This window comes from Herbidospora sakaeratensis (genome assembly GCF_001570525.1).
In the GTDB taxonomy this organism is placed as follows: domain Bacteria; phylum Actinomycetota; class Actinomycetes; order Streptosporangiales; family Streptosporangiaceae; genus Herbidospora; species Herbidospora sakaeratensis.
Genome location: NZ_BBXC01000012.1, coordinates 188,991 through 202,610, shown reverse-complemented (window position 1 = coordinate 202,610; position 13,620 = coordinate 188,991). Strand labels below are relative to the sequence as shown.

At 68.6% G+C, this 13,620-nt stretch carries 13 protein-coding genes and 1 tRNA gene; 5 read left to right on the top strand and 9 right to left on the bottom strand.

What is annotated here, in order from left to right; translation table 11 throughout:
• Window positions 1–481: 481 nt before the first annotated feature.
• From AW271_RS19775 to galU, 8 genes are all read right to left on the bottom strand, one after another.
• Window positions 482–883 (bottom strand): hypothetical protein, encoded by a 402-nt coding sequence (locus AW271_RS19775; RefSeq protein ID WP_062338864.1) that lies wholly within the window; start codon window positions 881–883, stop codon window positions 482–484.
• A 1,542-nt stretch (window positions 884–2,425) separates the two neighbouring features.
• A tRNA-Ala gene (locus tag AW271_RS19770) sits at window positions 2,426–2,499 on the bottom strand.
• 53 nt (window positions 2,500–2,552) lie between these two features.
• Window positions 2,553–3,146, bottom strand: coding sequence for a divisome protein SepX/GlpR (gene sepX, locus AW271_RS19765; RefSeq protein WP_062338863.1), 594 nt, complete (start codon window positions 3,144–3,146; stop codon window positions 2,553–2,555).
• 122 nt (window positions 3,147–3,268) lie between these two features.
• Window positions 3,269–3,907, bottom strand: coding sequence for a GNAT family N-acetyltransferase (locus tag AW271_RS19760; protein ID WP_083976888.1), 639 nt, complete (start codon window positions 3,905–3,907; stop codon window positions 3,269–3,271).
• A gap of 36 nt (window positions 3,908–3,943) precedes the next feature.
• Window positions 3,944–4,420: a MogA/MoaB family molybdenum cofactor biosynthesis protein gene (locus AW271_RS19755; protein WP_245653112.1), complete on the bottom strand. Its 477-nt coding sequence runs from the start codon at window positions 4,418–4,420 to the stop codon at window positions 3,944–3,946.
• The gene (moaC, locus tag AW271_RS19750) at window positions 4,417–4,884 is read right to left on the bottom strand and encodes a cyclic pyranopterin monophosphate synthase MoaC (protein ID WP_062338861.1); all 468 of its coding nucleotides are present in this window, start codon (window positions 4,882–4,884) and stop codon (window positions 4,417–4,419) included. The genes AW271_RS19755 and moaC overlap by 4 nt, the downstream gene beginning before the upstream one ends.
• Window positions 4,881–6,086, bottom strand: coding sequence for a molybdotransferase-like divisome protein Glp (gene glp / locus AW271_RS19745; RefSeq protein ID WP_062338860.1), 1,206 nt, complete (start codon window positions 6,084–6,086; stop codon window positions 4,881–4,883). Before glp ends, moaC begins: the two co-directional genes overlap by 4 nt.
• Window positions 6,070–6,978: a UTP--glucose-1-phosphate uridylyltransferase GalU gene (galU, locus tag AW271_RS19740; RefSeq protein WP_062338859.1), complete on the bottom strand. Its 909-nt coding sequence runs from the start codon at window positions 6,976–6,978 to the stop codon at window positions 6,070–6,072. The genes glp and galU overlap by 17 nt, the downstream gene beginning before the upstream one ends.
• Before the next feature lie 24 nt (window positions 6,979–7,002).
• Here galU and AW271_RS19735 point away from each other — a divergent pair, with 24 nt between their 5' ends.
• The 5 genes from AW271_RS19735 (at window position 7,003) to AW271_RS38010 (ending at window position 11,970) form a co-directional block, all read left to right on the top strand.
• Entirely contained in the window at window positions 7,003–7,587 is a 585-nt protein-coding gene (locus AW271_RS19735) for a 5-formyltetrahydrofolate cyclo-ligase (protein WP_062338858.1), read from the top strand.
• Between the two features lie 18 nt (window positions 7,588–7,605).
• Window positions 7,606–9,114, top strand: coding sequence for a potassium/proton antiporter (locus tag AW271_RS19730; protein ID WP_369408443.1), 1,509 nt, complete (start codon window positions 7,606–7,608; stop codon window positions 9,112–9,114).
• 88 nt (window positions 9,115–9,202) lie between these two features.
• Complete coding sequence (locus AW271_RS19725; RefSeq protein ID WP_062338857.1) at window positions 9,203–9,493, top strand: FmdB family zinc ribbon protein; 291 nt, start codon at window positions 9,203–9,205, stop codon at window positions 9,491–9,493.
• A gap of 78 nt (window positions 9,494–9,571) precedes the next feature.
• The gene (locus AW271_RS19720; protein WP_062338856.1) at window positions 9,572–10,378 is read left to right on the top strand and encodes an S-methyl-5'-thioadenosine phosphorylase; all 807 of its coding nucleotides are present in this window, start codon (window positions 9,572–9,574) and stop codon (window positions 10,376–10,378) included.
• 1,001 nt (window positions 10,379–11,379) lie between these two features.
• Window positions 11,380–11,970: an SAF domain-containing protein gene (locus AW271_RS38010; protein ID WP_063818054.1), complete on the top strand. Its 591-nt coding sequence runs from the start codon at window positions 11,380–11,382 to the stop codon at window positions 11,968–11,970.
• Window positions 11,971–12,099: 129 nt separating this feature from the next.
• Here the strand turns inward: AW271_RS38010 and AW271_RS19710 are convergent, their stop codons facing one another.
• Window positions 12,100–13,158 (bottom strand): M15 family metallopeptidase, encoded by a 1,059-nt coding sequence (locus AW271_RS19710; RefSeq protein ID WP_245653110.1) that lies wholly within the window; start codon window positions 13,156–13,158, stop codon window positions 12,100–12,102.
• Window positions 13,159–13,620: the final 462 nt, after the last annotated feature.

The window sequence follows — 13,620 nt, the reverse complement described above, 5'->3', positions numbered from 1 at the left end:
TTGGTAAACCCGTGCAATGTGGCACGCAGGGGCGAATACGGACGGCAGTTGGGAATCGCCCCCCGCCTGGATGTTGGCGATATTTAGCCTTTTGCCGCGACGCGCCGGGCCTGGCGGGTGATGGCGTGTTCGGTGAGGAATGCTCCCTGCGCCGACGATCGGTGATGCCGTCGTATTGGCATGCCCGCGCCGAGGCCCATGCCGAGCAGCTCCTTGAAGCGGGGTTCACTCACAAGCGGTTCGCCATCTACGTGTGGCGTGCCGATCGCGTTGGAGGTGGAACGAAGACCCTCAAGTCACGGCGTTCACGGGAACTCTCCGACCAGGCGGCCACCGCCCTCAAGCAGCACCGGGCCGCACAGGCCGCCCAGCAACTCGAAGCCGGGCAACTCCGGCGAGATCACGGCCTCGACTTCTGCGCCGGTGTCGGGACGGCACTGGACGCCCGGAATGTCCGCCGAGCTCGCCTCGGAGACGTCGGTCAGGCGTTCAGGAAGACCGGCACGATCGTGGCGAGGGCGAGCACCCCCGCGCCGACTTTCGGCCAGGTGAACCCGGGTGAAGCGAGCCACGACACCATCGCGTAGCCGGCCGCCGGCACGGCGATCATGATGGGCGCCGGGAGAAACCCGATGCCGAGGATTTCCAGCCAGCCCCACAGGCCGAACAGCAGGAAGGCGCCGGCGGGGAACGCCGCCCACCCGACGGGCCACCAGTTCGGCAGTCGCGCGGCGGCGCCGAGGATCATGCCGAGCACGAGTGGCGCCAGCACGATCAACACCCCGTCGCCGAAGAAGTCACCGTACGGCGACCAGAGGTAAAAACCGATCGCGGCGGTGTAGATCGCCAGGGCGACCAGCAGACGTCTTCCCCATAACGGCATACGTCCCACAATAGGCTCACGCGGTAATGACGATCTTGCCTTTCGCGTGTCCGTTTTCGACCTCGCGTAAGGCTTTGGCCCACGTGGGGTCCCACAGGTGGTCGGTGCCCGTGGGGGTTCCACGTGGGACCCCCACAACGGCCCACGCCAGCCGAAACGGCATCTCTGTGCGGGTCGTGGGGGTCCTACCCCCGGTTTTCCGTGCCGAGAACCCCACACCCCCTCCCCGGGGCCTCCCACGTGGGACCCCCACACCCCCCGCCGGCGGACCGTCTACAGGAGGGCGATCGTGGAGCGGCAGACCCACTACCGGTAGCGGCTGCGCTACCGATGCCGTTCCCCCTGAACTGGCGGGACCTCTGCAGGTAGCGGCATCCGGCCCGTCCGCCCTGGTCTGCCTTCCTGTGAGGGGATTTCCTCAGGGCGCACCGTTCGCGATGCCCTGGCGATTCCGCGCAGCGGACGATCTGGGTTCTAAGAACGTGGCCGCAGGGCTTCGTATCCCACGGACCCGTAGAGGCGAAAGGCAAAACCGTGGAGCGTGGCGGAAGCACGCCGATTCCTGGAGAACGCTCGCGACGTAGGAGACCTTCTATACGCGGCGTACGTCCTGATTCTGGTTCTCGGCCTCAGGAAGGGTGAAGTACTCGGTATCACGTGACGCACCAAAGAATGAATTGCCCCGAAGGGCGCTGCTGACTTCTATAGTCTCAACGTTCGATATCTTCCTTGGAACACTCGCACGCGAAGTACTCAGGGCCAAAAGCCGCACTCGAAGAGCGGAAAATAATTTCACGCTACAGCAAATCATGGAATTCTCATCTATTGATGAGGCCGAAGAAGCCCTGTTCAGAGATGGCGTCGAGGCATGGACAAAACGGCTTAAGAGGCGAGCCAATCTCGACATGCCGCCGTAGTTCCGCCCGGAGCTGGTTCTCACCCGGCTACGCGATCAAAGCCGCCGTCCCTGAATCGGGCGCGGGAAAGTGACGAGGACGGGTCGGCCCGAAGAGGGCGCATGCCCCGCCCCGCGCCGCCGACGCCCGCAGGGCGGCGGCTTGAACCCGTGAAGAAGGTCATAACCAGTGCCGGCCACGATACGGCCAGCCCAGTCGTTCCATCGCCCGATGCGCAGGCAGCCCCTTCTCCGCCATTCGCAGCGATGCCCCACGGTTTGGTTCGAAAGCTCGCAGAGCAAGACATCGCATCCATCTCCCCGGGCGTAGTCACTCAGTTAGTCACTCGGAAGCTTCGAACGGCACGTCAGCCGCTCTGCGGCGCGGCTTGGAAGCCATCATTCGAGCGAAGCGAGCTCCACCCGAGCGAAGCGAGGCCTGTCCAGGGAGCGCGAGGGGCGGAGCCCTTCGCCAGGAGCGCAGCGACCCGGAGCGAAGCGACGCAGGGGCGCGATAGCGGCCAGGGGGAGCGCGAGGGGGCGAAGCCCTCTCGTATCGGGGGTCCGGGGGTCGCCCCCCGGGGTAAACGAGGAACGGCCCGTGGCAGCCACCCCGAAGGGGTGTCAACCACGAGCCGTCCCGAGAGTGGAGCTATGGGGATTTGAACCCCAGACCCCTTCGATGCGAACGAAGTGCGCTACCGGACTGCGCTATAGCCCCGTGAACGAGATCTAGGCTACCAAACTCCAGCACCCCTTCGCGCCATCCGCGCCCTAGTCCCCCACCGCTCGCCGGTGATCCGCGTACTGGTCGAACACGCCGCCGCGTTTCTTCTCCAGCTCGATGATCTCGGCCTCGAGCGCCGCCGCGGCCACTCGCCGGGCCTCCTGCCGGGCCCGCCGTACTCGGTCGGCCCGGACGCGGGCCGCCAGGTCCTGCTGTTCGTGTTCCAGCTTGGACGCCACCCGCAACAACGTCACGTACAGCCCGAGCAGAAGGGCGGCCGGCACAACGCCCCACCACGGCACCGCGCCGAGGAAGGCGGCGACGGAGGAAACGAGCACCATGGCCATGCACCACAGCAGGGTGCGCCGGCGGCGAACCCGGATGCGGGCCCGGCGGCGGTTGGTGGCGAACTGGGGGTCGGAGGAGGCGGCTGCGGGTTCGGACACCGAGGCCTCCTCTTCCGGCGTTTCCGAAGTCGCGGGTGAGGGCGTCGCTTGATCGGGGGTTTCGATCAAGGTGTCGCCCTCGGTGTTGTCCTTGTCTTCGTCCATTAGGACATAGCGGTCGCGGCGTAGCCACATCGGAACGAGGACGCCGAGCCACATTGCGACGATGGCCAGATATAGGAGGACGCTGCTCATCGGCTGCTCTCCTCCCGGTCTCCGCCCGCCTGCATGCTCACGTCACGCACCGTAAGGCGGCGTGTCACTGATTGACGAGCATTCGGTCCGGTGTGTCGCGAGATCGTCGAAGCTGTTGTCTCCTACGGGGACTCGCCGTGACGTGCGGCCGACGAGTCTCGGGCGCGGCGCCACTGGACGAGCAGGCCTCTCGGCACGTCCTCCACGGTCAGCGCATAGCAGATGTGGTCTCGCCACGCTCCGTCGATGTGAAGTTGCCGTCGGCGTACGCCCTCCTCGCGGAAGCCGAGTTTCTCGACGACTCGGCGGCTGGCGTGGTTCTCGGGGCGGATGTTGGCTTCGAGGCGGTGGAGGCCGGTGGTGAAGAAGCAGTGGTCGACGGCCATGGCCAGGGCGGTGGGGGTGATGCCCTGGCCGGCGAGGGCGCCGTCGACCCAGTAGCCGACCTGGGCGGAGCGGGCCGAGCCCCAGACGATCGCGCCGACGGTGAGCTGGCCGGCGAAGGCGCCGTTGTACGTCACGACCCACGGCAGGGCCAGGCCCTGTCTGGCCTCGCGGCGGAGGGTGCCGACCATGGAGACGTAGGGGCTGAGGCCGGTGCGGAACAGGGGCGTCTCGGGATTGCTGGGTTCCCAGGGGCGCAGCCAGTCGGCGTTGCGCAGGCGGGTCTCCCGCCAGACGCGCACGTCGCGGAGCCGGAGCGGCCGGAGGCCTACTGGGCCCTCCGCCAGGGTCGCGGGCCAGCCGCGAAGTCGATCCACTTGTCAATCATCCCTCTTGTTCACCGAATCGCGCCATCAGACGCGATGGTCACCGCCGCGGATCTGGTCGACCACGTGTCCGAGGATGGGGCCCAGGACGGCCATTCCGTCGCGTACGCCGCCGGTCGAGCCGGGCAGGTTGACGACCAGGGTCGAGCCCGCCTGGCCCGACAGGCCGCGCGAGAGCACCGAGGTGGGCACCTTCTCCCGGTTGACCTGCCTGATCGCCTCGGCGATGCCGGGGATCTCCCGGTCGAGGACGCGCCGGGTCATCTCGGGGGTCAGGTCGGTGGGGGTCAGCCCGGTCCCGCCGGTGGTGACGATGACCTGGTACGCCGACTCGAGCCCCTTCACCAACGCTTCATACACCGGTTCACCGTCGCGGACCACCACGGGGCCGTCGACGGTGCAGCCGTGCTCCTCCAGGAGGGCACGGAGGACGCGGCCGGAACGGTCTTCGTACACCCCCTCGGCGGCGCGGTTGGAGGCGGTGACGACCAGGGCGCGGATCACGGCCGCCGCCAGTCGCCGGTCTTGCCGCCGGTCTTCTCCTCGACCCGCACGTCGGTGATGACGGCGGCGGGGTCGACGGCCTTGATCATGTCGATCAGGCCGAGGGCGGCCACGGTCACGGCGGTGAGGGCCTCCATCTCGACGCCCGTCTTGTCGGCCGTCTTGACGACGGCCCTGATCTCGACGCCTTCGTCCACCACCGTGAGCTCCACCTTCACCCCGTGCAGGGCGATGGGGTGGCAGAGCGGGATCAGGTCGGGCGTCTTCTTGGCGCCCATGATCCCGGCGATGCGGGCCACCCCGAGCGCGTCGCCCTTCGGGGTGTCGCCCGACCTCAGGATCGCCACGGCCTCCTCGGACAGCAGCACACGACCGGAGGCGGTGGACGTACGGGCAGAAACGGGCTTTTCTGACACGTCGACCATGCGGGCCTGGCCCGATTCGTCGAGATGGGTGAGATTCACAGCGGGATCACCTCAACAGTCGTCCCTTCCGGGACCTCGGTCACGTCTTCGGGCACGACGATCAGCGCGTCGGCGGCGGCCAGCGCGGCGAGCTGGTGGGAGCCCTGGCCGCGCGCGGGGGTGACCCGGTCGCCGGCCAGCACGGCGCGCAGGTAGGAGCGGCGGCCCTGGGGTGAGCGCAGCCGGTCGGTGCACACGGCCCGCACGGACGCCGGCGGCGTGACCGGCAGGCCCTGCAACTGCCGGAGGGCCGGGCGCACGAACAGGACGAAGGAGACATACGACGAGACGGGGTTGCCCGGCAGGGTGAAGATCGGGATCTGGTCGTCGCCGACCACGCCGAAGCCCTGGGGCATGCCGGGTTGCATGGCGACCTTCTCGAACCTGACCGTGCCGAGCGGGCTCAGGCCCTCTTTCACCGGCTCGTAGGCGCCCATCGAGACGCCGCCGCTGGTGATCACGGCGTCGGCCCGGACGAGCTGCGCGTCGAGGGTCTCCATGAAGACGCGCGGGTCGTCGGTCACCGAGCCCACACGGAACGCCTCGCCGCCGGCCTCGCGGACCGCGGCGGCCAGCATGAAGCTGTTGGACTCCCAGATCTGGCCGTAGCCGAGCGGGGTGCCGGGCTCGGCGAGTTCGGCGCCGGTCGAGAGCACGGCCACCCGGGGCACCGGCCGCACCAGCACGCGCCGCCGCCCGACCCCGGCCAGGATGCCGATCTGGGCCGCGCCGATGCGCGCGCCCGCGGCCAGGACCACGTCTCCCACGCGCACATCCTCGCCCGCGCGGCGGATCGCGTTGCCGCGCTCGACCGGCTTGTGGACAACCACGCGGGCGGTGCCGCCGTCGGTGTACTCGACCGGCACGACCGCGTCGGCGCCCGCCGGCAGCGGCGCCCCGGTCATGATGCGTGCGGTGAGGCCCGGCCCGATCGCGTGCACCGACGGGTCCCCCGCCGCGACGTCCTCGGTCACCGGCAGCGTGACCGGCGCGCCGGCGAGGTCGGCGGCGACCACCGCGTAGCCGTCCATCGCCGAGTTGTCGAAGGGCGGCAGGTCGACCGGCGCGGTCACGTCTTCGGCGAGCACCGCCCCCAGCGCCCGTTCGAGATCGAGCTCGAGCGGCGCGAGAGGGCGGACGGTCGCCAGGATGTCGGCGAGGTGCCGATCGACCGGTTTGAGATCGCTAGGGCTGTGCCTCATCCAGGAATTCTCGCAGCCAGGGCAGGAACTCGGGCGCGAGGTCCTGCCGCCGCGCCGCGAACTCCACCACGGTCTGCAGGTACTGCAGCTTGTCTCCGGTGTCGAAGCGGCGGCCCCGGAACAACACGCCGTAGACCGGGCCGCCCTCCTCGGGGGTGCTCGACGCGAGCGTGCGCAGCGCGTCGGTGAGCTGGATCTCGCCGCCGCGGCCGGGCGGGGTCTTCTCCAGCACCTCGAAGACGGCCGGGTCGATCACGTATCGCCCGATGATGGCCCAGTTGGACGGCGCCTCCTCTTTCGGGGGCTTCTCCACCAGGTCGGTGATCCGCACGACGTCGTCCTCGTCGGTCGCCTCGATGGCGGCGCAGCCGTACTGGCTGACCTGCTCCTCGGGCACCTCCATCAGCGCGATGACGCTGCCGCCGCGCTGCTGGCGGACCTCGATCATGCGCTTGAGCAGCGGGTCGTTGGGGTCGATGATGTCGTCGCCGAGGAGGCAGGCGAACGGCTCGTGGCCGACGTGCTGCTTGGCGCAGAGCACGGCGTGGCCGAGGCCCTTCGGCTCGCCCTGGCGGACGTAGTGCATGGTCGCAAGGTCGACGGGTTCCTGAATCTGCGAGAGGCGCTTCTCGTCGCCCTTCGCCCTGAGGGCGCCCTCCAGCTCCGCGGCCACGTCGAAGTGGTCTTCAATCGATCGTTTGTTGCGCCCGGTGACCATCAGCACGTCGAGCAGCCCCGCGGAGACTGCCTCCTCGACGACATACTGGATCGCCGGTTTGTCGACGATCGGCAGCATCTCCTTCGGAGTGGCCTTGGTCGCGGGCAGGAATCGCGTCCCGAGACCGGCGGCGGGGACAACGGCTTTGGTTACGGAGTCGAAGTCAGCACCCATGGATGAAGGCTAGTGGAGGGCTCTTTGGACAAGTTCGAGCTGAGGCGTGAAATTCTGCGTGAACGTTCCATCATGGACGCCGACGATCGCCGTGAGAGCGCTCGCCGGGTCCGCGAGACCCTGCTTGACCAGCCATGGGTCCAGATGGCCGGCCTCGTCGCCTGTTATTGGTCGACCGGAACCGAACCCGCCACCGAGGGCCTGATCTTCGCCCTGTGGAAACACGGCGCGACCGTGATCCTGCCGGTGCTGCGCGACGACGACGACCTCGACTGGGCCGTCTACGACGGTCCCGACACCCTCGCGCCCGGCCGCCACGGGATCATGGAACCGGTCGACACCAGGCGCGGCGTCGACACGATCAGAACCGCCGCGCTGGTCATCGTGCCGGCGCTCGCCGTCGATCCTCATTCGGGTGTACGCCTGGGGCGAGGCGGCGGCTCCTACGACCGAGCCCTGGCGAGAGTGGGCCCGAACGTCCCGACCGTGGCCCTCCTCAACGAGGGGGAACTGCGTCCGGGCGTGCCCGCCGAACCGCATGATCAGCGTGTCAGGTACGCGGCGTTGCCGTCCGGGATCCGTGTTATTCCTGTGAAAGAATCTACATAAATCACGAAAGGGGACCTGGTGCGCCTGGACATCGACGGATGGCTCCTCCTGTCCGCCGTGATCGTCCTGGCGGCCGTGGTGTCGGTCAGAGTCGCCCACCGCACCGGTCTGCCCTCACTGCTCCTCTACCTCGCCCTGGGCGTCGCCCTCGGCGAGTCGGGCCTCGGCATCCACTTCGAGGACGCCGAACTGGCCAAGCAGATCGGCCTGATCGCGCTCGCGATCATTCTGGCCGAAGGCGGCCTGACCACCAATTGGGAACACGTGCGCAAGGCCGTGCCGACAGCGATGGTGCTGGCGACGCTGGGCGTCGCGATCAGCATCATCGTGCTGGCCCTGGCCGTGTTCGGCTTCCTCGGCATGGACTGGCGCATGGCCATGCTGCTGGGCGCGATCCTCGCCTCGACCGACGCCGCGGCGGTCTTCAGCGTGTTGCGCCGACTCCCGCTGCCGCCCCGCCTGGCCGGCACCCTGGAGGCCGAGTCGGGCTTCAACGACGCCCCCACGGTGATCGTCGTCGTGATGCTGAGCCAGGTCAGCGCGCCCATGCCGTCGGGGTGGAACGTTCTGGGCACCGCCCTGTGGGAACTGGCCGCGGGCGCGGCGGTCGGCTGCGCCGTGGGCCCGATCTCCGCCTACGCGCTGCGCCGGGTCGCGCTGCCCGCCTCGGGCCTCTATCCGATCGCGGTCCTGGCGGTGTCGTTCATCGCCTACAGCGGCGCGGTCCTGCTGCACGCCTCCGGCTTCCTGTCGGTCTATCTCGCCGCGCTCATCATCGGCAACAGCCAGCTCCCCCACCGGGCCGCGACGAGAGGCTTCGCCGAAGGGGCGGCCTGGCTGGCCCAGATCGGCCTTTTCGTCATCCTCGGCCTCCTCGTCAGCCCCGGCGAGCTGCCGGGCCAGATCATCCCCGGCCTGGTCGCCGGCCTGGCACTGGTGCTGCTGGCCCGCCCGATCTCGGTGGTCCTGTCGTCCTTCGCGGTACGGGTGACGCGCGTCGACCGGGTCAGCTGGCGAGAACAGGTCTTCCTGTCGTGGGCCGGGCTGCGCGGCGCGGTCCCCATCGTGCTGGCGACCATCCCCTGGGCGGCCGGGGTGCCCGGCGCCAAGGAGCTGTTCAACGAGGTCTTCGTGATCGTGGTGGTCTTCACCCTGATCCAGGGCCCCACCCTGCCGTTCCTGGCCCGCGTGCTGGGCCTGTCGAACGACGGCGAGGCCCGCGACCTCGACGTCGAGGCCGCCCCGCTGGAGGAGCTGAACGCCGACCTGCTCCAGGTGCGGATCCCGCCCGCCTCCAAGCTGCACGGCGTCGAGGTCTTCGAGCTCCGCCTGCCCTCCGACGCCGCCGTCACCATGGTCGTCAGGGACGGCCACTCGTTCGTCCCCGACGCCAGCACCCGCCTGCGCCGCGACGACCAGCTGCTCGTCGTGACCACGGCCGCCCAGCGCCGCACCGTCGAAAAGCGCCTGCGCGCGGTCTCTCGCAGAGGCAAACTCGCAGGTTGGTATGGGGAGACAGGGGACTAAACTCCCCCACGGCAACGTTGCAGCTTGCCGATTGCCTTATCATTTAGCAGTCACTTGGGTCGAGTGCCAAGTCACTGAGGAGGACCGCGTGCCCACCTACCAGTACGCCTGCACCAATTGTGGTGAGCAGCTCGAAGTCGTCCAGAAGTTCACCGACGACGCCCTGACCGAGTGCCCCGCGTGCCAGGGCCGCCTCCGCAAGGTCTTCAACGCGGTGGGCATCGTGTTCAAGGGCTCCGGCTTCTACCGGACCGACAACCGCTCGTCCACGTCGTCGTCCACGACCTCGACGTCGGCGTCCAAGCCGGCCACCGAGAGCAAGCCGGCCGAGACGAGCACCCCCGCGAGCCCGGCCCCTGCGAGCACTCCAGCGGCCTGACCTGCGACGAAGCGGGTTGTCCACAGGAAGGCGTATAGGGCCTCACCGGGTCGGGCCGGGGGCGCTAGTGTCGGCGCCATGGTCAATCGTGCAGACGTCGGTGTCATCGGCGGTTCAGGGTTCTACTCCCTGCTCGACGACGCCGAGGAGATCGATGTCGCGACCCCCTACGGGACTCCCAGCGACAAGGTGACGGTCGGGCGCATCGGCGGCCGGACCGTCGCCTTCATCCCCCGCCACGGACGGGACCACGGCTTCCCGCCCCACCGCATCCCCTACCGGGCCAACCTGTGGGCGCTGCGTTCCCTCGGCGTGCGCCAGGTGCTGGCCCCCAGCGCCGTCGGCTCCCTCCGCGCCGAACTCGGCCCCGGCGCCCTGGTCGTCCCCGACCAGCTCATCGACCGCACCTCCGGCCGCGTCCAGACCTTCTACGACGCGGGCGGCGCCGTCCATGTCTCCTTCGCCGACCCCTACTGCCCTGACGGTCGGACCGCCGCCGTGTCGGTCGCGAGCGCCTCGGGCTGGGACGTGTCCGACGGCGGCACCCTGGTGGTGATCGAGGGCCCCCGGTTCTCGACCCGGGCCGAGTCGAAGTGGTTCGCGAGCATGGGGTGCTCGATCGTCGGCATGACGGGGTTCCCCGAGTCGGTGCTGGCTCGGGAACTGGCCCTCTGCTACACGTCGATGTCGCTGGTGACGGACCACGACGCGGGGGTCGAGGCCGGCGAAGGGGTCACCCATGAAGAGGTGATGGCCTTCTTCGCGGCGAACGTGGAGCGGATGCGGACGCTGGTGGGGCGGGTCGTGGAGGCGCTTCCCGAAGAGCGGGCTTGTGCTTGCGGGGACGCGCTGGACGGGATCAAGCTGCCGTTCGAACTGCCCTGATCGGCGGTGTGGGCGGGCGGCGGGTTTCCCTTGATCAAATCAGCCGCCGCCTTCCCAAGGTGGGTCCTAGGTGATCGATGAGTCAGCGACCACCTTGAGGAGCGAGGTCCTGCCTGATCGATGACTTGCCTTGTCACCGCCTTCCCCTGTGCGGACCCTGCGCGATCGATGGCCCAGCCACCGCCTCCACGGGGCCGGTCCTGCGTAATCGATGACTTGGCCGCCGCCTCCCCTGGGTGGATGTCCTGCGTAATCGATGACCTGGCCGCCGCCTCCCCTGGGTGGATGTCCTGCGTAATCGATGACCTGGCCGCCGTCTTCCGGGTGGGTCCTAGGTGATCAATGGCTCGGCCACGGCCTTCCCACAGACTCAGCCGCCACCTTCCACGGCCGGTCCCAGAAGATCGACGGCTCAGCCACGGCCTTCCCGGGGCAGCTTCTCCATGGTCGATGACTCATCCACCACGTCCCCGGGGTCGGTCCTGGGCGATCTGCTCGGCCACCGACTTCCGCTGGCGGGCCCTGCAAGCCGATGGCTCAGTCACCGTCATCCACGGCAGGTCCTGTGTGATCGATGGCTTACCGCCTTCCCCTGGGCGGGTCTCACCTGATTGACGACATGCGTTGCCGCCATCTACCCCCCCGGGACAGGTTCGGCGTGATTGTGCCTGACCTTGGTCGATGACTCATCCACCACGTCCCGGGGTCGGTCCTGGGCGATCTGCTCGGCCACCGACTTCCGCTGGCGGGCCCTGCAAGCCGATGGCTCAGTCACCGTCATCCACGGCAGGTCCTGTGTGATCGATGGCTTACCGCCTTCCCCTGGGCGGGTCTCACCTGATTGACGACATGTGTTGCCGCCATCTACCCCCCGGGACAGGTTCGGCGTGATTGTGCCTGACCTTGTTCTTTGGTGTTCGGCCTGCGGTGGCGGGCGGTCCGTTTCTGTGGAGCGTGCTCGGCGTCGAGTGCTGCTTCTTCTCTTTGCCTGGAGTTCTGTCATGCGGCTTGTGGTGTCGGCGCGGTGGGCTCGTGTGCTTGCCCGGCGGCGGCGGGTGATCTCGGCTGTTCTGCTCGGGCTGGCGGTGGCCGGGGTTCTGGTTTCTGTACGGTCTCCGTCTGGTGTGGCCGTGCTCGTGGCGGAGCGCGATCTTTCTGGCGGGCGTCTTGCGGCCGGGGATGTCTCGACGGTTCGGGTGCCTTCGTCGGTGTTGCCTGACGGGTATCTGGCGGCCGGATCCGCCGTGGTTGGGAGGGTGTTGACCGCGCCTGCACGGCGAGGGGAGGTGCTCACCGATGCCCGGTTGCTTGGAGGTGGGTTGCTCGGCTCGGATGCGCGCGGAGTGGTGGCCACGCCGGTGCGGGTTGAGGATGCCGATGCGGCCGGGCTCGTAACGGCCGGGGATGTGATCGATGTTCTGGCCGCTTATGAGACGCATGCGGAGACCGCGGCCGAGCGGGTGACCGTGTTGACCAGGGCGCAGTCGGAGGAGGGTGGGTTGCTCGTGTTGGCCACGACGACTGGTCAGGCCACCTCGCTGGCTCGGGCGCAGGCCGGGGCACGGTTGTCGATCACCATTCATCCACGCTAGACGCCCGGTTCTGGGGCGGTTCACGGCGTTGCGGGGCGGGGTTGGCGCGGCCGGTTGGCGCCGGGGACGGCGCTTTGGCCCGACAGCGGGCGGGGCCGGGGTGGGCGGAGCCGTAACGGAGAAAGGTTTTTAGAGCAGGGAGCCGATCTTGGGGTCGTATTCCCAGTGCCAGGGTTCGAAGGGGCTCACGTAGGCCCAGTCGGGGTGGATCCAGCCGAATCTCTTGCCGTTCTGTTCGAGCCAGACGAATTCGGTTGATTTGTACACGCGGATCGGGCCGCAGAAGTCGATCGCCAGGCCGAGGCCGTGGTTGCTGCGGCCGGGGATGGCCGCGAGGCCGGGGCGCTGGTAGTAGACGATCTGCTGGTCGCGGAGGCTGCGGTAGCTGTCGACGACGCAGAGGGGCTGGCCGAAGCGTTTCTTGTACGCCAGGTTGAGGTCGGCGAAGGCGATCGCGGCGTCGGCGCGGAGTTCCTCACCCTTGAAGGGCAGCGGGCAGAGCACGTTCGTGGGCAGCAGGCCGTTGGCGTACTCCTCCGCGAGCACGACCCGCGTCGGGTCGCACGCGCCACCGCCGCGCTTCACGCCGAGTTTGGCGAGCGCGGTGGTGAGGGATTTGACCGTCTTCTGCGACTGCTTGCGCAGCGTGTCGATCTCGAACGTGAGCTGGGCCTCTTGGAGGAGCTTGGTGGCCCTCAGTTCCTGCGCCTCCGCGGCGAGCTGCTCGCGGTCCTGAAAGAGGCGGGTGGCGTCGACGACCACGATGTTGCGCCCGGCGATCAGCTGGTTGGCGTCGCTCATCGCCCGCAGCGACGCCTCGCCGTTCGAGCTGGTCAGCATGGACGCCATGTTCCGGCTGGCCGGATTCTGGTACATGACCTCGATCAGGTCGGACAGCGGCTGCCGGATCTTCGCGAGCTCCTGGTCGGCGGCGCGAAGCTGGGTGAGCTTGGCCTCGAGCTGCTTGTTGGAGGAGTCGAACTCCTTCTGCCGCGCGACGAGCGCCTTCGTGGCGGCCTCGATCCCCTTGGCCGCCTCCTCGGCATCCCGCCGGAGCTCGGTCAGCGTGGCCGGATCTTTCTTCGGAGTGGTCTGCTGCGCCGGCGAGGTCCGTGCCGGCGCGGCCTGTGCTGGCGCAGCCATTGAGAGCACCAGCATGACGGCCGCGACCAGTCCCGCTGATCGCACGCTCGACTCCTCCGTTTGCGAATTCGTGACCTCGGTCAGGGACGCACGTTACTACAGCAGGATGCGTGGTCGTGGCCGAGTCGTAGGAGCCGTTACATACCGATTGGCGTGTCTTGTTCCATGTGTGCCTTGTGGACCGTTCGCATGGGTTGGCGCGAGGTTTTCAGGCCGGCTTGCGCGCTTCCTCCTGGCACATCTCCCAGAGCCACGTGTCGGTCCATTCGTCGGGGCAGGGCTGCCTACTGACTGGTCTCGGGTGCGGCCTTGGGGGGGTGGCTTGTCTTGTCGGGGTGGTTCTGGGCTCTTGCTTTTGAGCTGTGGTGGTGTCTGCTGCTGCTGCCTGGATGGGGGGCTGCGCGGGCTTGGGGCGGTGCTTCTTTGCTGGGGCGGGGATGCGGCCTTCGTAGAGGCGGTCCGGGGTGGCCGGGCGGGGCAGCTGGGTGGGGGCCATGAGGACCGGGG

What these genes read in the sequence shown, in the direction of transcription:
- AW271_RS19775 (WP_062338864.1), bottom strand. Translation starts at nt 883, where the DNA reads ATGCCGTTATGGGGAAGACGTCTGCTGGTCGCCCTGGCGATCTACACC.
- sepX (WP_062338863.1), bottom strand. Translation starts at nt 3,146, where the DNA reads ATGAGCAGCGTCCTCCTATATCTGGCCATCGTCGCAATGTGGCTCGGC.
- glp (WP_062338860.1), bottom strand. Translation starts at nt 6,086, where the DNA reads ATGAGGCACAGCCCTAGCGATCTCAAACCGGTCGATCGGCACCTCGCC.
- galU (WP_062338859.1), bottom strand. Translation starts at nt 6,978, where the DNA reads ATGGGTGCTGACTTCGACTCCGTAACCAAAGCCGTTGTCCCCGCCGCC.
- AW271_RS19720 (WP_062338856.1), top strand. Translation starts at nt 9,572, where the DNA reads ATGGTCAATCGTGCAGACGTCGGTGTCATCGGCGGTTCAGGGTTCTAC.
- AW271_RS38010 (WP_063818054.1), top strand. Translation starts at nt 11,380, where the DNA reads ATGCGGCTTGTGGTGTCGGCGCGGTGGGCTCGTGTGCTTGCCCGGCGG.